Below are 21,034 nucleotides of genomic sequence, written 5' to 3' on the forward strand. Positions count from 1 at the left end.
AAAATTGAAAAATTTAAAGATTCCCATTGTTGGAAATTGCCCAATGGCTTCTTCGATTTTCTAAATAAATTCCCAGATTATGAACCATATATCTAATAGCTCAATTCTTGGTTCTTAATACTTGGATCTTGATACTTGATACTTAACACTAGAAATTAATACTTGAATCTTGATCCTTTGACCATGTTTCTTGAATCTCAACAAAAATGGATTACCTAGAAAGTTTAAACCCACCCCAGCGCGAAGCTGTAGAACACACGGATGGACCTGTTATGATCATTGCAGGTGCTGGCTCCGGTAAAACCAGAGTATTAACGTATAGAATTGCTCATTTGATCTACGCCAAAGGGGTGGATGCATTCAATATACTCTCTCTGACATTTACCAATAAAGCCGCCAGTGAGATGAAGCATAGGATTGAGTCTTTGGCTGGGCTGGAAGCTAGAAATACCTGGATGGGAACTTTTCACTCGGTTTTTGCAAAAATCTTACGAGTAGAATCTGAGAAAATAGGTTACCCTTCTAATTTCACCATCTATGATGCAGATGACTCTAAATCCCTGATTCGCTCGATCGTCAAGGGAATGCACTTGGATGATAAAGTATATAAAGCCAATACGGTTCTATCCAGAATTTCTGGAGCTAAAAACCGACTGATTTCCTGGCAAGCTTACCAGGATGATCCATTCGTCAAAGCAGACGATGAAGCGGCTATGAAACCTAAAATGGGTGAAATTTATCAACGATACCAAGAGCGTCTTTTCAAGGCCGGCGCGATGGATTTTGATGATTTACTCTTCAATACCAACATTCTTTTCAGAGATCATCTCGATGTTCTGAATAAGTACCAACAACGATTTAAATACATCATGGTGGATGAGTTTCAGGATACAAACGTATCCCAGTACCTCATCACCAAAAAACTTGCTGCAGTACATCAAAACATTTGTGTGGTTGGGGATGATGCGCAAAGTATCTATGCCTTCCGTGGGGCAGATATCCAAAATATCTTAAACTTCGAAAAAGACTACCCAGATCTTTTTGTAGTGAAGCTGGAGCAAAATTACCGTTCGACCAAGACCATCGTGGAAGCAGCAAACTCCATTATTGATAAAAATAAAGCCCAACTCAAAAAGATTGTTTGGACTTCCAATCCGGATGGTGATCAAATTGAACTGATCAAGGCCAGCTCGGATAATGAAGAAGGCAGGATCGTTGCCAACACCATTTTTGAAGAGAAAAACAACAAGCAACTCAGCAATAACGATTTCGCGATTCTCTATCGTACCAACTCCCAGTCCCGATCCATGGAGGAGGCGCTGAGAAAAATGAACCTGACCTACAAAATCGTAGGAGGCCTATCATTCTACCAAAGAAAGGAAATCAAAGATCTCATGGCCTACATGAGGTTTACAGTAAACACCGCAGATGAGGAGGCATTCAAAAGAGTCATTAATTACCCCAAAAGAGGCGTGGGAGATACTTCTGTCGAAAAAATGCTCGTGGCAGCCTATGAACACGATATTCCGCTTTGGGAAGTAGTCACCAATGCTCACAGCTTTCTTCCGGGAAGAGCTTCCAATTCCGTTTCTGATTTTGCTACCATGATCAAAGCTTTTCAGATCGACGTGGAGCGAAAAGATGCTTACGAGGCGGCCAACACAATCGCCAAGCAAAGTGGTTTATTGAGAGAGCTATACGAGGACAAGACCATCGAGGGACTCAACCGATACGAAAACGTACAAGAGTTGTTGAATGCGATCAAAGAGTATGTGGACAATGAAGAGAATGAGGATAAAAGCCTGGGAGCTTTTCTTCAGGAAATTGCCTTGCTCACCGATAATGATCAGGATAAGGACAAAACAGAAGCTATTACGCTGATGACCATCCACTCTTCCAAAGGCCTGGAGTTTAAGCAGGTGTTTGTGGTAGGCTTGGAAGAAGACCTATTCCCATCCCAAATGATGATGCAGAGCAGAGAAGACCTTGAAGAAGAACGGCGGTTATTTTACGTGGCCACAACAAGAGCCATGGATAAATTATACTTTACCTATGCATTGACTCGTTATCGTTTTGGTAGATTGTTAAATTGTGAGCCCAGCAGGTTTTTAGAGGAAGTGGATCCAGCTTGCATCAAAGTGAATAAGAGAGTAGCAAGTAAGGAAATGTCTGGAGCCTTCAGAAAAGAGGGACCTCCGGGAGGCTCAGGCTTTATCGGCATTAAAAAGAAACAGGAAAGACGTGCCCCTACGCAAATGAAGGTGCACACGCCAAGTCCGGATTTCAAACCATCCAATACGAATAATCTGAAAGCAGAACAATTGGTGGAACATCCGAAATTTGGCTTTGGAAAAGTACAAAAAATTGAAACAGAAGGACTTAACAGAAAAGCAACGATTCAATTTGAACATTTTGGGGAGAAAACATTATTACTTAGCTTTGCAAAGCTCAGAATTATAGACTAATCACCAGCCTTCCGACCTTTTTGGGATTTTTTTGCTACCTTTTACTATGCAAAAATGGGAGGACACATGGAGCAACAAGAACCAGACAAACAAAGACTCATTTTGAAAGAATACGGCAAAAACGTTCAAAGCTTGGTAGATTATATCACCAGTCTTGAAAACCGGGATAAGCGCACGGCGGGTGCCTATACTGCAATTGAAATCATCAAACAACTGAATCCTTCCCTTAAACAGGAAAATGATCAGAAACTCTGGGATGATTTATACATCATGTCTGATTTTAAATTGGATGTAGACAGCCCTTTTCCAATGCCTGAAAAGGAACTCTTAGGCAAAAAGCCAAGCCCGATAGGCTACCCAAAAGGTGAGATCAAATTCAAGCATTACGGTAGGAATATCGAGAAGCTGATCGAAAATGCCATCACCATCGAAAACGATGAGGAGCAAGAGGAAGCAATTATTTTTATCGGCCAGTTGATGCGAAGCTTTCACACCACTTGGAACAGGGATAATTTTGATGATCAGATCATCCTAGATGATATCAAGACCCTTTCAAAAGGGAAACTTCATATCGACTTGGAGAAGGTGAAAGAAAATGGACTTTTTGAATCCAATACCCGAAGGGATTTTAAAATTCCACAAGCACAAGACGATCGCAACCATAAAAACAAGCGTTCGCATAACAACAAGAGAAGAAACAACCATAAAAAACGTAGAAATTAATGGCATCATTTCGGGTCAAGGGTGGAAACCGTCTGAAAGGTGAAATCATCCCCCAAGGAGCAAAAAACGAAGCCCTACAAATCCTTTGTGCTGTATTACTTACTCCAGAGGAAGTAACAATTCATAAAATTCCCAATATCCGCGATGTCAACAAGCTAATAGAGTTGTTGAGTGATATGGGAGTGAAAGTGACCAAACTAGGTCCAGAGTCTTACTCTTTTAAAGCTGACGAAGTTAATCTTGACTATTTGGAGAAAGAAGATTTCTTAAAGAAAGCTTCTTCCCTACGAGGATCTGTGATGATTTTAGGTCCACTTTTAGCCAGATTTGGTACAGGTAAACTTTCCAAGCCCGGAGGAGACAAAATCGGTCGTCGCAGGATGGACACGCATTTCTTCGGTTTCCAAAAACTCGGAGCTAAATTTCATTACGATTCCAAAAACGAGATTTTCCACATTGATGGAAAAGACCTGAAAGGATGCTACATGCTTCTAGATGAAGCATCTGTGACAGGTACAGCCAATATTGTCATGGCTGCAGTCATGGCAGAAGGAAAAACTACGCTCTACAATGCTGCCTGCGAACCTTACCTTCAACAGCTTTGTGACATGCTCAACCGCATGGGAGCAAAGATCACGGGTGTAGGTTCCAACTTACTTCACATCGAAGGAGTGGATAAATTGGGCGGTACAGAACATAAGATGCTTCCTGATATGATCGAAATTGGATCGTTCATTGGCCTTGCTGCCATGACCCAATCCGAGATCACGATCAAAGACGCGCAAGTAGACCGATTGGGAATTATCCCTGACACGTTCCGTCGAATGGGCATCAAGCTTGAGATTAAGGGAGACGACATCCATATCCCTGCTCAAAAACACTATGAGATAGAAACATTTATTGATGGATCTATCCTTACCGTGGCCGATGCTATTTGGCCTGGCTTTACTCCTGACTTACTTAGTATTGTCTTAGTTACCGCCACGCAAGCAAAAGGTACAGTCCTAGTACACCAAAAGATGTTCGAAAGTCGTTTATTCTTTGTAGATAAATTAATCGACATGGGAGCGCAGATTATTTTATGCGATCCACATAGAGCTACTGTGATTGGTTTGGACAGAAAATATCCTTTGAAAGGGATTCGAATGACCTCTCCTGATATCAGAGCCGGGGTTTCCTTATTGATTGCCGCTTTATCAGCTACAGGCACTTCTGTGATAGATAATATTGAGCAAATCGACCGGGGATATCAAAATATCGATGAACGACTCAATGCCTTGGGAGCAGAAATCGAGAGGTTACCTTAAACTTCTAAGCTTCAAAGCAGCGCATTTTTAAAGAATATATTTTTGTTAAATGGAGGAAATTTACGTCAAAAGAAATCCACCAGTTAATCTTCGTCCAGAGGACGAAAAATTATTTCTGGATGCTTATCAAGTAAGTTTCCGGGTTCGCCCTATCCATCATTTGGAGAATGTGGCGATCCTGCAGGACACTGTTTTCTCTCCATCCCACATGAGTTTTTATGCCACGCATACGCATGTGAATTCTCTTGGCCCGCTCCCACTTGGTAAAAGGGTGGTGTATTGTGCCTTGAAAAAATGGAGAACCATCCCACATGGGATTTGGGTAAAAGACGAATGGAGTGCTAATTACTTCCATTGGATGACCGATTGCCTTCCAAGGCTTTGGCTAGGGCTTAATACTGGCTTATCCGATCGAGTCATTCTCCATGACTCCTATAGACACCTTCCCTATGTGAGCCAAAGTTTGGAATTGCTGGGCATACAGCCCACCTATTACCAATCTCAGGAAAACATCTGGGTAAAAAATTTAGTCCTTACTCCCAGAACCTCCAGCTTCCCCAATTTTCATGAAGACTTGACCAAAATGACTCGTGAAAGGCTTAGTGTCAGTCCGAAATCTACTCCTTCCCGACTCATTTATATCAGTAGGAAGTATGCTAACAAAAGGAAAACCCACAACGAAATCGATGTGGAGCTCCTGATGATCAGACATGGATTTGAGGTGATTTATACTGAAAAGATGAGTCTAAAAGAACAGATTGACTTGATGTCGGAGACAAAAATATTGGTTTCACTGCATGGAGCTGCTCTTACCAATATGCTTTTCCTTCCTGAAGGGAGCAAAGTAGTTGAACTCAGAAATAATGGAGACTCGGACACGCAATGCTATTTTAATCTGGCAAATGCACTTAACCTCCCCTACTACTACACTCTAAATCAAGGGGATAGCCAAGACACCATCATGACAGATTTCACCATCAATCTTGAGTCTTTGGAAGAAACCTTAAACCAATTGAAAAATTAATTTAACTTCCTTTCTTCACTCTTCTTTCCTTCACAATTTTTTTGGTAAATTCTCAGCTGAAAAGCCTAAAATAACCTATGAAAAAGAAGAAACTAAGAAGTCAGGATTGGTACGGTAGAACCGGTAAAGATGGATTTATCTATAGATCCTGGATGAAAAACCAGGGTTTCCCTCATCATTTATTTGAAGGGGACAAACCAGTAATCGGAATCTGTAATACCTGGTCTGAACTGACCCCTTGCAACGCACATTTTAGAGATCTTGCCGAAGCCTTAAAAAGAGGCATTTGGGAAGCAGGAGGATTCCCCTTAGAATTCCCTGTCATGTCACTGGGAGAATGCTCTATCAAACCCACCGCCATGCTATTTAGAAATTTAGCAAGTATGGATGTGGAAGAAAGTATTAGAGCCAATCCAATGGATGGTGTGGTATTGATGTGCGGATGTGATAAGACGACTCCTTCTTTAGTAATGGGTGCAGCATCTGTAGACCTTCCTACCATGGTTCTTTCTGGAGGCCCTATGCTGGTGGGAAGATTCAAAGGTAAAAAAATAGGCACCTCAGATGTTTGGCGATTTGCCGAAGAATTTAAAACCGGGAAACTTTCTCAGGAAGATTTTATAGAAGCGGAAGCTGCAATGTCCCGCTCGGTCGGCCACTGTGCCCCGATGGGTACTGCATCCACCATGGCCGGTATGGTAGAATCCCTTGGTTTATCCCTTCCTGATAATGCCACCATTCCTGCTGCGGACTCCAGAAGAAAAGTCTTGGCGCATATGACAGGAATGCGAATTGTCGAGATGGTCAATGAGGATCTCAAAATGAGTAAGATTCTTACCCGTAAAGCCTTTGAAAATTCCATTATGGTAAATGCAGCTTTGGGTGGCTCTACGAACTTTATCTTGCACCTTACGGCCATAGCCAGGAGAATAGGTGTTGAGTTGGATCTGAAAGATTTTGACCATTTTTCATCAAAAATCCCTCTAATCGCCAATGTTCAACCTTCAGGAGAGCATTGGGTAGAAGATCTCTTTTATGCTGGTGGACTTCCGGCAGTGATGAAGGAACTGCAAAAGGAATTGCACACCGACCTTATTACGGTCAATGGAAGAACCATAGGAGAGAATATTGAAAAGGCTGAATGCTATGATAGGAACCTCATCGGTAGCATGGAAAAGCCCATCAAGCCCGACTCTGGGATTGCTGTTTTAAAAGGAAATTTATGTCCCAGCGGTGCCGTAATCAAACCTTCTGCAGCAACTCCACACTTGCTTACACACACAGGCAGAGCAGTAGTTTTTGAAAACATCGATGAATACAAAGCCAAAATCGATGACCCTGCCTTGGACATTGATGAGAACTGCATCATGGTCATGAAAAATGTAGGCCCAAAAGGATACCCCGGAATGCCGGAAGTAGGCAATATGACGCTACCTAAGAAAATCCTGGATAAGGGAATCAAAGACATGGTCAGAATTTCTGACGGCAGAATGAGTGGAACGGGCTATGGCACCGTCATCCTTCATGTTTCCCCAGAATCAGCCATTGGAGGCCCATTGGCTTTGGTGAAAAATGGAGATTTGATAGAATTGAATGTTCCTGCCAGAACCTTAAACCTCTTGATATCTGAGGAGGAAATGGAGAAACGTAAAGCTGAATTTGAACCTTTGAAACTGCCTTATGAAAGAGGGTATGTGAATTTATTCTTGGACAAAGTAAACCAAGCGCATGATGGAGTCGACTTTGATTTCCTTCAGGGGAGTTCTGGTTCAGAGGTAAAAAGAGATTCCCACTAAGAGGAAAAACCATATCTGAGTAATTATGACTGCTAGAAAGACTGCGATTATCACGGGCGCTGGACAAGGAATTGGCCTGGCCATAGCAGAAAAATTAGCCGCTCAAAGTATCAACTTAGTACTAAATGATCTGGAGGAAAATCTTGTCACGGAAGCCTGTGATAAAATTTCCCTCCAGCATGGTGTGCCCGCAATCCCCGTAGGTGGAGATGCCAGTGATGAGAAAATCATCGATAGACTCATCCAAACCGCCGTTTCAAATTTTGGCTCAGTAGACATACTCATTGCAAATGCAGGAATTACTTTGTTTGGGGATTTTCTCTCGTACAAAAGGGAAGATTTTTTGGAAGTGACGCGAGTCAATCAAGTTGGGAATTTCTTCCTCACACAGGCTGCAGCAATACAAATGAAGTCTCAGGGCAAGGGAGGGGCGATTCTGCTTACCTCCTCCGTCACGGCACACCAAAGCCATGAAAATCTTGCCGCTTATGCGATGAGTAAAGCAGCTCTTGAGATGCTTGCAAAAAACTTGGTTTTGGAATTAGCTCCTTTTGGTATCCGAGTGAATACCATTGCTCCTGGAGCCACCATGACGAATAGAACAGCCTTGGATCCAAATTATGAAAAAACCTGGTCGAAACTGACTCCTCTTGGAAGTCCTGCTTCACCTGAGGACATCGCCTCGGCAGCAGCTTTTTTGGTTTCCGATGCATCCAAACATATCACGGGTCAAACTTTGGTAGTGGATGGGGGCTGGACGAGTATCAGTCCTTCTCCTTATGAGTAATTTTCTATTCCCTTAAAGCCTCGGGCTGTGTCTTCACAGCCTGAAATAACAGTGGCCCGTGGAGACACGGGCCACGGGCAATATAGACACGGGCCAGGGCGATAATAAAACAGGTCATGGCAATAAATAAACAGACCACGGCGATAATGAAACAGGCCACTGGTAATAAATAAACAGGCCATGTCCAATCGATAGTTTAAGAGAGTTCCTCCAAAATTCATTTCACCTAAAAACGACATTTTGACCCGTCATTGCGATCCGCCGCGGCGGAGTGGCAATCCAGTTGAATTATTTCTCAGCCTAGGGCTGTGTCTTCACAGCCCGAAATAATAGTGGCCCGTGGAGACACGGGCCACGGGCAATATAGACACGGGCCAGGGCGATAATAAAACAGGTCACGGGCAATAATTAAACAGGCCATATACAATCGATAGTTTAAGGGAGTTCCTCCAAAATTCATTCACCTACAAAACGACATTTTAACCCGTCATTGCGATCCGCCGCGGCGGAGTGGCAATCCAGTTGAATTATTTCTCAGCCTCGGGCTGTGTCTTCACAGCCCGTAACAAATGTGTCCTATTGCTGACCTTAGCCTCAGGCTGTGTCTTAACAGCCTGAATTAACAGTGGCCCGTGGAGACACGGGCCAGAGCGATAATGAAACAGACCACGTCAATAAAAAAGGCAATACCTCAAATTATTTCGCTAATAATTAAAAACAAATCGATTTCATTGTAACTTATATACTTTGAAAAACAACACACCATGAAAAACCTAAGCTTTGTAATCCTTTTAATCTGGGCATTGAGCTCCTGCCAACCCAAGGAAACCACTCCCGACACCCTCCCTATGAAAGTAGCGATGGCATACGGTTTTGATAAAATGGATCAGGTAAATACCATAGGCTTTACATGGAATGTTCAGCGGGATTCTGTGAATTCTATTGCCCGAACATATCTCTGGAACCTGAAAGATAAAACAGTTGATTACACTGACGCGGATACAACCTATTCTTACAGCTTGATGGCAGATTCTTTGCCTCCGGCAGACAAAGCCTTTATCAATGATAAATACTGGGCGATGATGCCTTTCCAATTGGGTTGGGATTCCGGTTATACCTTCGAGACCGAAGAAGGAGTAAGCTCTCCTTTAAAAGGAACCAACTCAACCAAATTGACTATAATCTATAACTCAGGTGACGGTTATACTCCAGGAGATGCTTACGATCTATACCTAGACGAAAACAACAAGATTCTTGAGTGGACATTCCGAAGAGGAAATGGAGAACAAGGTGCCACTTGGACTTGGGAAAATGAGAAACAAGTAGGGCCGCTGACCTTCGCCCAAGACCATATGGGAGCGAATGGAAAGCGCTTTATCTGGATTTCCGGTCTCTCAGTAAATTAATCCTCATTCGAAAGAATTCAAGCCGTTTGCTATTTAGCAAACGGCTTTTTTTATGCAATTAACAAAATCAACATTGGGATGAATTGATTCATTCTAATGATATTCAGCACTTTTATTGATATCAAAGTAGAATTAATTAAAAATAACTATTGCTCATATCGACGAAATCCTTAATTTAGGAATCGAAAAACAAATACCTCTGGAGCCAAAGATATAAACTCAATAGGCTAGACTTTTTTGAGTTTTATCCAGAAATTTTTGGGGTATCAATTCATAAAAAATAAGGAAAGGAATTCTTCAAAAGCGCTGAAGTCTTTTTGAAGATCTAATAAAAATAAACCGAAAAAAGGTGCATATATCTGTGCAAATCGGCTGAATAGAGCACAAAAAGGTAAAGCTATAAACAAGTAAGGTGCAAGGCTTTTCTAGCACTCTACTAATAAACTAAAACTATGTATCTTTCAAAGGTCCACATTCAAAATTTTAAAGGGATTAAAAGTCAAGAGTTTTCGTTTGACTCTAAACTTAATATTATTATTGGTGAGAACGGTAGTCACAAGACTGCTTTGATAGATGCCATTAGATTACTGTATAACATGGGAAATCCTAAAAAGGATTACTATATTTCTAATGATGACTTTCATTTCGATAAAACTACCAGTGCTCAAGCTACCAAGATAGAAATACGATATATTTTTGATGGACTATCAAGCTCGGAAAAAGGAGCTTTGTATGAATACCTCGTAATCGAACCAACTATTGAATATGCTCAAATTACTTTGATATATGAATTAAGAGCTAACAATTATCCAAAATTTTCATATTTCACTGGTGCAAGCGCTGAACAAAAAGCCGATTCAGGAACATTCGAAATCTTTCAACACTACTATTTGGGCGCCTTAAGAGATAGTACAAATGATTTATTGAATACTAAAACAAATATGCTTGGTTCAGTTATTAAGAGAATTGTAGAAAGAGCCAAAACAGAGGATGAATTTAAAAAAATAATACAAACAGCAAATACTGAACTTTTAAAAAGGGACGAGGTATTAAATACACGAACTGGTGTGAATGAACATTTAGATGATATTTTTAAAATATCAAAAGACAATCAAATTGGAATGAGGATTGAAGAATCCTCAAAAATTGAAAGTATTCTCAATGTAATCAAGCCATATTTACCACACGACAAAACAAAGCTTGACAATGACGGATTCAATTTATGGCAAAACAGTTTAGGTTTTAATAACTTAATTTACATTGCGATAATTTTAGGAGATATTAAGCAAAGAACCGTTGACAATCCTAACCAACATTTCGTTTTATTGATAGAAGAACCAGAGGCACATCTTCACCCTCAACTTCAATTGAACTTATATGACTTCTTAAAAACAGCTGGGAGCCCCAATAATTGCCAGTTATTCATTACTTCTCATTCACCTACCTTAACCTCTAAGGCGAATCTTGACAACTTAATTCTTGTAAGCCAAAATGCAATTAACATTGGCGGATGTTATGAGGACAGGGAGAGCGAAAATATCATAGAAATATCAACAAAAAAAATAACGCTAACTGATGAAGATTTCTCATCTAGAAAGAAGCAACTTGAAAGGTATTTAGACGTCACCAAAAGTCAACTCTTTTTTGCAAGAGGCATCTTATTTGTCGAAGGTATATCAGAAAAACTACTTCTTAAAACATTCTCAAGAATATTAAAATCAAACCTTGAAGACTACCGTTGTGAGATTGTGAATATCGAGGGAGTATCATTTTATCCTTTTATTCATTTATTTAATTCAAAAGATTCAAGTAAAAGAATTTCTCAAAAGGCATCAATTATTACAGATGATGACAGGTATTCGAAAGCAAAAAACAGCTTCAAAAACTTAACTTCAAAAACATTTAGTAGACTTGATGCTTTTCATAAAGGATTATACTCAGCAAAAATTAATAATCGAATTTCAAACCTTAAATCAACTATAGCTTCCAGAAAACATAAGGTTGAGCTTTTTACCGCTTTTAAAACATTGGAATTTGAAATAGCTTATTCAAACATAGCTAACAATAAAACAGACTTCAAAAAAAACTTTCTAATAACCTATTTAAATAAAATTGACAACTCGAAATATTTACTTATACAAAAATATGTCGACAATCTTCCCAATGAAGTATTCACAAATGATGAGATGCAAAAAATAGCAGTTCTCGTTTGGAAAGCATTACCATCAAAAGCAGAATTTGCTCAAGACTTTTCCTATGAAATTGAACTGGAGTTAAAAAAAGGAACACCTGTAGCATTCGTAGTTCCTGAGTATATCGAAAAGGCTATAAACCATGTAACGGCCTAATTATGATATTTGAGATAACCCCGGAAAATGACAATTACATAAAAGCTAGAGGAAAAATTGTATTGAATGCTTGCCCGGGTAGTGGGAAAACTTCAGCCATTGCATATAAATTAACTTTATTATCAAATGAATGCAATAAACATTACGGGAAGTATTCAGGTATCGCATGTCTATCCTTCACAAATGTTGCGAAGGATGAAATTTCAACAAAATTTGAAAGACTTTCTGCTCAAACCCTTTTATATCCAAATATTGTTTCAACCCTCGACAGTTTTATTAATAAATATATAACGCTACCCTTCTATTATTTATTAAAGCATAAATCTGAAAGACCAGCAATTTTGAATTCTGTGGATTTTTTGGACAGCATGTATTTAGGATGGTTTCCAAATAAAAGAAATCAACCTCTTAGTGTTTCATATAGACCGTCATTATTAAAATTTGAAATTGATGGAACAATTACTTGGGATGGAAATAAGCCAAATCCTACAATTGTAGACCCAGCTATTTTTGAAAAGTTTGCAAAAAAATTCAAAACTTGGCAATTACAAAATGGCTTTTTAAATAATGATGACTCTGCATTTATTGCTTTGCAATTACTAAAAACCTTCCCTCAAATTGGAAAAGACTTAGTAGCAAGATTTCCATACATGGTTATTGATGAGGCCCAGGATACTTCAGAGCTGCAATACAAAATATTTGATGAATTAATAAAAAATGGATTATCAAACATCGAATTTATCGGTGACCCATATCAGAGCCTATATGAATTTAGAGAGGCAAGACCAGATTTATATATTCAACGATATGAAGACAAAGTAAATTGGAACACTTATGAATTGTCTTCCTGTCGCCGCTCATCTCAGAAAATTATTGATTTTTATCAGATCTTTAGAAGAGCGGGTGAAAAATCAATCAACTCAATTTGCAAGCTCGGCACAAACACACCAGTCAAGCTAATTAAGTATGACGAAGACAAATTAGATTCGCTAATATCCAAATACACTTCATATATAGACACAACTTTACCCTATCAAATATTAGTAAGAGGAAGCTCCCATCTGGAAATGTTTGGAGTCAAACAAACGCATGATAACCCATGGAAAACGAAATTGCAAAAGCTATTGTTCTAGCTGTCTATAACTACGAAATTGGAAAAATCAAAGATTGCATAAACAGTCTCAGAAAGATATATGTTGAATTAATTTTCCCTACAAAAGATCACAATGAGAAATTAGGGGAAGAAAATAAACTAAAAGAAGATATCACTTTAAATATTAAACTTCATGATTTCGTCAAAAACATTCCTTCTACTGATGATACTTTACTCAACTGGACTTTAAAAACGACTGGATATATTAAAACTTGTTTTGGTGTTGAAATCGATTTGCAATTAAAAAAGAAAGGGGTTGTGTATACTTCACAAAATTTAAAAACGTTGATGTATCCTCAGACAGTATTGAAATATCCTGTGTCGACTATTCATAAAGTGAAAGGAATGACTTTTAACTCCATTTTATTAGTTCTTAGCGATAACAGCTCTGGAGAAAAAATATCAATATCCGATTTTACATCACCTGTAGGATTGCCAAATGAAAAACAAAGAATGCTATATGTAGCTTTGTCCAGACCCGAATCTTTCGCTTGTATAGCTGTACCGAGTAAAGTCAATGACGCCGACATTAATGCTAAGTTTGGTAAAATTGAAATAATTAAAGCTTAGAAATATTATAGCCCTGCAGCTAACATCACCGATTCGCAAGCAGGGGTTTCGTGCTTCTTATAGCAGGTAAGTAGTAAATTTTAAGTTCAGTTCTTTGTATGAAGTTTAGTGGTTAAAATCCTTGCCTTGGTATAGCTGAGAAACGTTCAATGACATTAAAAAAACAACCATTATGATCACTAATTCTCCAAGGATTGGGATTCTTGCTTTTGGATCTTTAATTGATGACCCGGGTAAAGAATTACAAAATATTATTAAAGACAGAAAAGAGGGAATAATTACTCCATTTAATGTTGAATACGGAAGAAAAAGTAATAAACGAGGAAATGCCCCAACTTTAATTCCTGTTTCAAATGGAGGTCAAAAAGTTGCAGCAACCTTATTAATCCTTAAAGAGGATTTACTTTTAGATCAAGTAAAAAACATGCTATACAGAAGGGAAATAAATAAGGTGGGTACAAATGTGACATATACTGAAAGAGAACACCCAACTCCGAATCAATTAGTAATTCAGGAGCATAGGGATATAAGTGATGTAAATATTTATTTAACTGCAAATTACGGCTGTAATCTGGCAGAAATCACTTCGGACATTCTAGCTGATTTAGCCATAGAAAGTTTTAAATCAACAGGAGTTGAAAAAGGAAGAGATGGAATATCTTATCTAAAGAATAATATTGACAATAAGATTATTACTCCTTTAACAGAAGACTATAGAAAAGCTATTCTTAAAAAGATGAAGGCAAAAAGCTTAGAAGAAATAATTGAAAGAAAAACACAATAGAACAACGCATATAGCTAAGGGCGAGCGAATGGCAACCAGTAAGATTTCCACTCCTTTGTCTCTCAAAGCTAAGAAAACCTCTACGCTTTATTATTGAAAGAATCTGAACCTCTTGACTTCTTCAATACCTTTTTTAAAATCTCTACACCAAGAATTAGACTTCTAGATAAGAAGTTCTTTAAAATTTGGGGCAATAAGTGGTTGGTCCATGCTTGCTTCGTGTTTGCTTCGTGTTTCCTACCACTTTTCTTCGATGATAATCGTAGAAACCTTGTAGAAGAGCCGTAGAAAATACGTACACATAAAGATTAAAGGTATCTAGGTATAAAATAGCCTATGCAAGGTTAGTTTTATGTCCTTTCAGTGCCTTCTCGGACCATTTTCCCAAAACAAGGCAACAAATCAATTTTAAAGCCTGCACTTTTTTTATTACAAAATGATATTGGGATAGTGATTTTAACAACCAGATTCTTAATTTACACAGACTAAAAACCAATTCCTCTGGAGCCAAAGCTGATGAAGGCTCAATAGTCTAGACTTTTTTGAGTTTAATCCAGAGATTTTTGGGGTATCAATTCAGAAAAATTAAGGAAAGAAATTCTTCAAAAGGGCCGAAGTTTTTTTGAAGATCTTTTAAAAATAAATCTACCAAATGTGCATAAATCTGTCCAAATCGGCTAAATAGAGCGCCAAAAGATAAAGCAATTAACTGGTTGCACATAATAAAACTAAAATGAAAAAACTAGTACTAGGTATATCCCTATTTATGATTCTTTTTAGTTGTTCAAATAAAGAGAACCATACTGCTATAGAAGAGAAAACAACACAAAATATCGAATACTCTAATGTTCTCAAAGACACTGTTTTGTTAGACTTTGATATAATGAAAGTTAAAGTAATTTTCGAATCTGATTCTATTTTGAAATGGAATGTTATTGATGATGATTTGGTGGATTTCCAAACTGAAAAAAGTCAAACATTGCATTTAAACAAACATTCAGTTATAACAACTTGGGTTGAAACAGAAACTGACGGAGACCATATCACTCAATTTGCTGATTTTGAGAATAATGTTGTTGCATCAGTAATAAGAAAAAAAGATGGTACTATTTTTACAGTCTCAGGTACTATTTCGAAGAATGAATAAAGAACCTATGAACAACCACACCTATGCGCAATATCCTACGGGTTATAGCGCATAGCCTTAAAGTTAAAATCACCATTCAAACCCCTCTAAGCGTAGAAAACCTCTACGCTTTTTTATTGAAAAGAATCTGGATCTATTGACTTCTCCAAAACCTTTTTAAAATCTCCATTCCCCTTATTCTTTATAATCCCTCTCCCAAAATAAAAACCCTTCCTTATCTTTAGGTAAATCGATCTAAATATGAAGAAGCCCCAATCCGACCGACGTGATTTCCTTTTAAAAACCTCTGCCATTTTGGGAACAGGTATTTTTCTAAATCCATTGGATCTTTTTGCTGCTTCCAGAAAAGCTGAATACACCGTTGGAGAAATCATGGATCTCTTTATTTCCCAAGTTCCCAATTCGCCTTTCAGCCCTACGGTTGATACGCTGAAATCTGGGAATCGCGATCAAAAAGTCACTGGGATAGTTACTACCATGTTTGCGACTTTGACAGTAATCCGTAAAGCCATTGAGCTCAAGGCGAACTTTATCATCGTACACGAACCCACTTTCTACAATCATTTAGATGAAACAGCCTGGCTGGATGGAGATCCGGTTTACGAATTCAAGAAAAACCTTCTGGAGGAACATGGGATTGCTGTTTGGCGAAATCACGATTATGTCCATAGACTCCAAATCGATGGGGTACAAAAAGGTGTGGTCGATGAACTGGGTTGGAATGCGTATTACAAACAAAATGCGGTATTTAACCTTCCAGAAACAACCCTGGGAAATCTTATCAGCCACATCAAAGAAAAGATGGGAGTTCCGGCTTTGAGATATGTAGGTAACTTGGATCAAAAAGCTTCCAAAATCCTACTTCTTCCCGGTGCCATTGGAGGCAGAAGACAGATTGAATTGATCATGCAGGAAAAACCTGATGTGTTGATTTGCGGAGAAAGCCCGGAATGGGAAACTCCGGAATATGTCAGAAATGCGAATGAAATGGGCGAGAAATTAGGTTTGATTGTGATTGGGCATTCTGCCAGTGAAGAAGGCGGTTCGGAGTTTATGAAAACTTGGATTGAAGAGAATGTTCCGGGAATGCCGGTTACTCATTTTGCTTCAGGAAATTCTTTACAGGTTTTGTAAAGAGATCTTTTTTCATCAGCAGAAACTCAAAAAGTCTTAGGACATTTTTTTGATTTCGACACTTTTGCCTGAATTAGCTAACTAAGAAATGTAGTTGTGTCAGTCCGAGCACTGGAGCGATGAAAGTCGCGCATATCGAGGACCTTTGGATTAACTCTCTAAAATTGCCCACACATGGCCTTCGACTCCGCTCAGGCAGACAAAAACCCGCTGTTCGAGATTTGAAATCTCGAACCTATATCATAGGATTTGCAATCCGTTTTGTAGAAAATCTTACTGGCAAAACGATCCTGTCTTCGAAAGAAAATCTCGGGCCAGCGCTGGGGAAATCTAATCTATTTTCACCCAGGGTTGACCCCGATAGCTATCGGGGCCTGGCTTGCCCGCCGTGGCGGGGCTAATGATATTTGACCCCAACGGGGTCTTAATATATTCTAATAATTCACTTTAAACACAAATCCCCGCTGTTCGAGATTTGAAATCTCGAACCTTTATCATAGGATTTGCAATCCGTTTTGTAGAAAATCTTGCTGGCAAAACGATCCTGCCTCCGAAAGAAAATCTCGGGCCAGCGCTGGGCTACAATACTTAATCTTATAACCTAGGGGCCCGATAGCAATCGCGGCAAACCCTAGGCCCTGCCTGCCGGCAGGCAGGTAATAATATTCGACCCCACTGGGGTCTGGAATTAATTAATTGATTTTATTATATCCGCTTTATACCAGAAATATCCAAAAGCATCATAAGGTTTGGAAAGTCGAGGACCTTTGGATTAACTCTCTAAATTTGCCTATATATGGCCTTCGACTCCCTGCCTACCGGAAGGCAGGCGCTCGGACTGACAAAGTAACTACCTGTAATTAGTATATCTAGATTGATTATCCCGCTGTTCGAGATTTGTAATCTCGAACCTTTATCACAGGATTTGCAATCCGTTTTGTAGAAAATCTTGCTGGCAAAATGATCCTGTCTTCGAAAGAAAATCTCGGGCCAGCGCTGGGGAAATCTAATCTATTTTCACCCAGGGTTGAAACCCTGGGCTATATAACTTTGACCCCAACGGGGTCTTAATATATTCTAATAATTCACCAGCGCTCGGGTCTTAATTTATTCTAATAATTCACTTTAAACAAAAATCCCCGCTGTTCGAGATTTGAAATCTCGAACCTTTATCATAGGATTTGCAATCCGTTTTGTAGAAAATCTTGCTGGCAAAACGATCCTGTCTTCGAAAGAAATTCCCGGGCCAGCGCTGGGGAAATCTAATCTATTTTACTATATAGCTTTGACCCCGATGGGGTCTTAATTTATTCTTATAACTAAGAAATAAAGTTATTTAAGTCCGATTGGGATATAAAGGCCTTCGACTCCCTGCCTACTGCCTACTTCCCACTGCTAACTGCCACCTACCTTCTGTAGGCAAGCTGCCAACTGCTCCCTGTGACCTACCTTCGGTAGGCAAGCTCCTCATCACAAACTCCAAGTATTCCCTACATCCGAAAGCGGAATACATCCCAAGTATGCTCCCGGAATCGGATCATAGCTCAAAATATTCTTCCCCACTTCCTCAGAAGAGAAATAAGCCCAAAGCGCCATGGATTTCAACTGTCTATAAAAACCTACCGGTTTTTGCTCCCCTACTGCTGTTCCCCAGACTCCTGGATTGAATTTGGCAGTTTCTGCCTCTGCTTTTTTCAGAACGGCGGTTTTATCCTCTGTGCTCAAGTTCGCGAAGACATCTCCATATTCATCCTTACAGTTCGCATTGAATTTATCGATTTCCTCCACCACGTATTTCTGTCCATTTTCATCATAGGTTTTGGCATACATCAAATCCATGAAAATATCCACTTTCACATCCAAGGCTCCGGGTGTTTCTGTTTTCGGTAAGATGGTGTCTACAAAAGAGGAGACAAAAACAGCCTGCTCCTGATTCAAGAATTGGGGTACCCAATCCACTCGCTTTTGCTCTTTGCATGACTGAAGCAAAGACAACAAAGTCGGTGCTGCTACGGCCGATCCGGCCAATAAAGCGGTTCTTCTAAGTGCGTTTCTTCTGTTCATGGCTTATAGGTTATTTTTCTTCAATTCGGATACTGCAAAATTGGCTGCTCTGGCGGTCAAAGCCATATAAGTCAAAGATGGGTTGACACAAGAGGAAGAGGTCATACAAGCACCATCTGTGACAAACACATTGTTGGCACCATGCACCTGATTATTCCCATTCAAAACAGAGGTTTTCGGATCACGTCCCATTCTTGCTGTGCCCATTTCATGGATTCCGTAGCCCATCTCATGTTCATTGTCAAAGTCCGTGATATCCTGAAGCCCTGCTCTCTCGAGCATTTCCTTCGCATCTTTTCTAATCTGCTTGTTCATCGCCAGCTCATTCTCTCCCCATTCCGCATCGATTGACAAGGTCGGCTGTCCCCACTTATCCAAGACCTCTTTGTTGAGATAAACTTTGTTTTCATGATTGGGAAGACATTCTGCAAATCCCGTGATAAAGAATTCCCATGGTCCCGGCTTCATCAATCCATCTTTGAAATCCGCTCCAAAGTTCTCCTGATTGGATCCAGCTCCCCAACCTGCTCTTCCTCCACTCCCTTGGAAACCAAATCCTCGGACAAAGTTGTCTGTCTTGGTTTGCTCATCGAGGTTGTAATATCTCGGAATATAAATCCCGTTAGGTCTTCTTCCCTTGTAATATTGATCTTCGAAGCCAGGCACTTTGCCCATGGCTCCCACTCGGTAGGTATGATCCATTAGGTTATGACCTAATTCACCGCTTGCATTTCCCAAACCATTTGGGTGTCGATCTGAGGTAGAATTCATCAAGATCTGCGTAGAGCTCAATGTGGAAGCATTACAGAAAATAATTTTAGCATGGTACTCCATGAATTCGCCAGTTTCAGAATCAATGATTCTTACCCCGGTAGCTTTGCCACTCTCATCGTCATAAATAATAGACTGCGCGATAGAAAATGGTCGAATGGTCAAATTCCCTGTTGCATTTGCTGCTGGGAGTGTCACGGCATTACTGCTAAAATAAGCCCCATAAGGACAGCCTCGGTCACATCGGTTTCTGAACTGACACTTACCTCTACCATTGATCGGCTCGGTCAAATGCGCCACCCTTCCGATGATCATATTTCTGCCATTGTACTCCTTTTCGATGCGCTCTTTCACATGCTTTTCCACACAGTTGAGCTCCATCGGAGGAAGAAAATGGCTATCTGGCAATTGAGGCAAGCCCAAAGCTTCCCCACTGATGCCGGCAAATTTCTCCACGTGCGTATACCATGGAGCCAAATCATTATATCTAATTGGCCAATCAACTCCATGGCCATCTTTTAAATTTGCTTCAAAATCAAGGTCAGACCAGCGATAGCATTGTTTCCCCCAAAGCAAGGACCTTCCTCCCATTTGATGGGCTCTCACCCAAAGAAAAGGCTTTACCTCCGTATAGGGATTTTCAACATCATTGGCATGAAAATGCTCATTATTGGCACCAATAAATCCTGATCGGATGCCTTTAGGGTGTTTTGCTTTTTGTTCTGGAGTCAAACTTCCCCGAAGCTCGGTATCCCAAGGATCCAAAGTCATCGTGGGATAATCAGTGACATGCTCTACAATTCTTCCTCTCTCCAGTACCAGGGTTTTCAACCCCTTTTCACAAAGTTCTTTCGCAGCCCAGCCACCACTTATTCCCGATCCGATCACGATCGCATCATAAGTCATGTCTTGTTTTGCGTCAATATTAAAATTGGCCATAGGTTTACATTAATTTCGGGTTTAAGTTAGCTATTTCTTCAAAATAGCAAGGGTATAAAATCGCAACAATTGGTATCACAAATGTTTCATGGACCCTGTCACTTTGTAAAAAGCCCTTAATTTTATCCTTTGAACAACAATTAATTATGGAAGCAACACTCAAATCTTGGAAAACCAGTCGTCAACTTCTCCTAAAATTTTTAGAAGAATATGATACTACCCAATTGAATAAAATCCCAGAAGGATTTAGCAATAACTTGATTTGGAATATAGGGCATATCATCGTGGCACAGCAAGGTCTTGTTTATAAATCCTCTGGCTTGGAAGGGTACATTTCTGATGAATTATTTGATTTGTATAAGCCCGGCACGAAACCCAGTGGAAATACGAGTCCCGAGGAAATCCAAACCTTAAAGAACTTATTGACTGAGCTGATTCCATTAACGCTAAAAGATCTGGAAGCGGGCGTTTTTGTCAACTACAAGGAGCGCAAAACTGCCACAGGTTTCCACTTAGCCAATGTTCAGGATGCCTTAGAATTCAATAATTTTCACGAAGGACTACATATGGGATACATGATGAGCATCAGAAAGTTTCTTTAATATTGAATCAAAAT

General features: G+C 39.7%; 16 protein-coding genes. 14 read left to right on the top strand and 2 right to left on the bottom strand.

The annotated features are described in order from the left end of the window. The first annotated feature begins 206 nt into the window (after positions 1-206). From ALPR1_RS18895 to ALPR1_RS18955, 13 genes are all read left to right on the top strand, one after another. Complete coding sequence (locus ALPR1_RS18895) at positions 207-2,465, top strand: ATP-dependent helicase (RefSeq protein ID WP_008203087.1); 2,259 nt, start codon at positions 207-209, stop codon at positions 2,463-2,465. A 66-nt stretch (positions 2,466-2,531) separates the two neighbouring features. Continuing rightward, complete coding sequence (locus tag ALPR1_RS18900; RefSeq protein WP_040303909.1) at positions 2,532-3,188, top strand: DUF4290 domain-containing protein; 657 nt, start codon at positions 2,532-2,534, stop codon at positions 3,186-3,188. Continuing rightward, positions 3,188-4,495 carry a UDP-N-acetylglucosamine 1-carboxyvinyltransferase gene (murA, locus tag ALPR1_RS18905; RefSeq protein ID WP_008203092.1) on the top strand — a complete coding sequence of 436 codons (1,308 nt, stop codon included), beginning with the start codon at positions 3,188-3,190 and terminating at the stop codon, positions 4,493-4,495. The genes ALPR1_RS18900 and murA overlap by 1 nt, the downstream gene beginning before the upstream one ends. A gap of 49 nt (positions 4,496-4,544) precedes the next feature. Beyond that, entirely contained in the window at positions 4,545-5,519 is a 975-nt protein-coding gene (locus ALPR1_RS18910) for a glycosyltransferase family 61 protein (protein WP_008203095.1), read from the top strand. A 77-nt stretch (positions 5,520-5,596) separates the two neighbouring features. Further along, positions 5,597-7,315, top strand: coding sequence for an IlvD/Edd family dehydratase (locus ALPR1_RS18915; RefSeq protein ID WP_008203096.1), 1,719 nt, complete (start codon positions 5,597-5,599; stop codon positions 7,313-7,315). Positions 7,316-7,340: 25 nt separating this feature from the next. Continuing rightward, on the top strand, positions 7,341-8,102 hold the full coding sequence (locus ALPR1_RS18920; protein ID WP_008203097.1) for an SDR family NAD(P)-dependent oxidoreductase: 762 nt from the start codon (positions 7,341-7,343) through the stop codon (positions 8,100-8,102). A 764-nt stretch (positions 8,103-8,866) separates the two neighbouring features. Beyond that, entirely contained in the window at positions 8,867-9,508 is a 642-nt protein-coding gene (locus ALPR1_RS18925) for a hypothetical protein (protein ID WP_008203098.1), read from the top strand. Between the two features lie 452 nt (positions 9,509-9,960). Next, positions 9,961-11,856 (top strand): ATP-dependent nuclease, encoded by a 1,896-nt coding sequence (locus ALPR1_RS18930; RefSeq protein ID WP_008203099.1) that lies wholly within the window; start codon positions 9,961-9,963, stop codon positions 11,854-11,856. A 2-nt stretch (positions 11,857-11,858) separates the two neighbouring features. Beyond that, positions 11,859-12,989 (top strand): ATP-dependent helicase, encoded by a 1,131-nt coding sequence (locus tag ALPR1_RS18935; RefSeq protein ID WP_050776414.1) that lies wholly within the window; start codon positions 11,859-11,861, stop codon positions 12,987-12,989. Then, positions 12,956-13,579, top strand: a complete 624-nt coding sequence (locus ALPR1_RS18940) for a P-loop NTPase family protein (RefSeq protein ID WP_040303023.1) — start codon at positions 12,956-12,958, stop codon at positions 13,577-13,579. Before ALPR1_RS18935 ends, ALPR1_RS18940 begins: the two co-directional genes overlap by 34 nt. 172 nt (positions 13,580-13,751) lie before the next feature. After that, positions 13,752-14,363 (top strand): hypothetical protein, encoded by a 612-nt coding sequence (locus tag ALPR1_RS18945; protein ID WP_008203100.1) that lies wholly within the window; start codon positions 13,752-13,754, stop codon positions 14,361-14,363. 733 nt (positions 14,364-15,096) lie between these two features. Then, the gene (locus tag ALPR1_RS18950) at positions 15,097-15,510 is read left to right on the top strand and encodes a MoaF-related domain-containing protein (protein WP_008203101.1); all 414 of its coding nucleotides are present in this window, start codon (positions 15,097-15,099) and stop codon (positions 15,508-15,510) included. 240 nt (positions 15,511-15,750) lie between these two features. Continuing rightward, positions 15,751-16,644: a Nif3-like dinuclear metal center hexameric protein gene (locus tag ALPR1_RS18955; RefSeq protein ID WP_040303026.1), complete on the top strand. Its 894-nt coding sequence runs from the start codon at positions 15,751-15,753 to the stop codon at positions 16,642-16,644. Positions 16,645-18,114: 1,470 nt separating this feature from the next. Here the strand turns inward: ALPR1_RS18955 and ALPR1_RS18960 are convergent. Together ALPR1_RS18960 and ALPR1_RS18965 are read right to left on the bottom strand one after the other, a co-directional pair. Continuing rightward, a complete protein-coding gene (locus ALPR1_RS18960) occupies positions 18,115-18,708 on the bottom strand; it encodes a gluconate 2-dehydrogenase subunit 3 family protein (RefSeq protein ID WP_008203103.1) in 594 nt (197 codons plus the stop codon). A 3-nt stretch (positions 18,709-18,711) separates the two neighbouring features. Next, entirely contained in the window at positions 18,712-20,418 is a 1,707-nt protein-coding gene (locus ALPR1_RS18965) for a GMC oxidoreductase (protein ID WP_008203105.1), read from the bottom strand. Positions 20,419-20,564: 146 nt separating this feature from the next. Between ALPR1_RS18965 and ALPR1_RS18970 the strand changes: the two genes are divergently transcribed. After that, the gene (locus tag ALPR1_RS18970; RefSeq protein ID WP_008203106.1) at positions 20,565-21,020 is read left to right on the top strand and encodes a DinB family protein; all 456 of its coding nucleotides are present in this window, start codon (positions 20,565-20,567) and stop codon (positions 21,018-21,020) included. Positions 21,021-21,034 lie beyond the last annotated feature (14 nt).

The sequence above is a fragment of the Algoriphagus machipongonensis genome (genome assembly GCF_000166275.1).
Classification (GTDB): domain Bacteria; phylum Bacteroidota; class Bacteroidia; order Cytophagales; family Cyclobacteriaceae; genus Algoriphagus; species Algoriphagus machipongonensis.